The following is a 951-nucleotide window of genomic DNA, read 5'->3' on the forward strand; positions in this document are numbered from 1 at the left end:
CCGGTGCAGTACGCCGACTACTCGTTGTGGCAGCGTGAGGTTCTCGGGTCCGAGGACGATCCGCAGTCCGTCATCGCGCAGCAGATTGCGTTCTGGTCGGATGCGTTGGCTGATCTTCCGGAGCAGTTGGATCTGCCTGGTGATCGTCCGCGTCCCGAGATTGCTTCAGGGCGCGGCGCCAATCACAGTTTCACCATCGAACCGCAGCTGTGGTCCGAGCTGGACGAACTGGCCAAGGCAACGAATGCAACTCCGTTCATGGTTGTTCACTCGGCTCTGGCGGTGCTGTTGGCACGACTGTCCGCGACGACCGACATTGCGATCGGTGCCCCGATAGCGGGTCGTGGTGAAGCTGAGCTCGATGACGTGATCGGTATGTTCGTCAATACTTTGGTGCTGCGTACCGAGGTTGATCCGTCGATGTCGTTTGCGGAGTTGTTGGCGTCGGCGCGTGAGGTGGACCTGCAGGCGTTCGCGCATGCGGATGTTCCGTTCGAGCGGATCGTGGAAGCGCTCGATCCGGTTCGTTCGCAGGCACACCACCCGTTGTTCCAGGTGGCGTTGACGTTCCAGAACCTCGGTCAGACTTCTCTCGACATGCCCGGCCTCCGTGCTGCTGCAGTCGAGTTCGACGCCGCACTGGCCAAGTTCGACTTGCAGCTCACTCTCGAAGAGGCTGAAGCCGGAATGTCTGCGACCCTGACGTATGCGACGGATCTGTTCGACGAATCGACCGCTGTCGACTTCGCCGATCGCTTCCTGCATGTTCTGCGTGGCGTCACCGCAGATCCGAATCTTGCTGTCGGTGATGTGGACGTACTCACTGTCGGTGAGTTGGACCGTGTTCTCTCCTGGAGTGGGGTCGGCACCGATGGTGGTGTGGATTCGACGTTGTCGGCGTGGTTCGATGATGCCGCTGCGGAGTTTGGTGATCGGACCGCGGTGCGGTTC

1 protein-coding gene is annotated in these 951 nt (G+C 60.7%); it reads left to right on the forward strand.

What is annotated here, in order from left to right; translation table 11 throughout:
- A partial coding sequence (locus V3587_RS30640) for a condensation domain-containing protein (protein ID WP_317829944.1) occupies positions 1-951 on the forward strand: 951 nt, incomplete at both ends.

Origin of the sequence: Rhodococcus sp. IEGM 1306 (genome assembly GCF_036541985.1) — a bacterium.
Taxonomy (GTDB): Bacteria; Actinomycetota; Actinomycetes; order Mycobacteriales; family Mycobacteriaceae; genus Rhodococcus_F; species Rhodococcus_F qingshengii.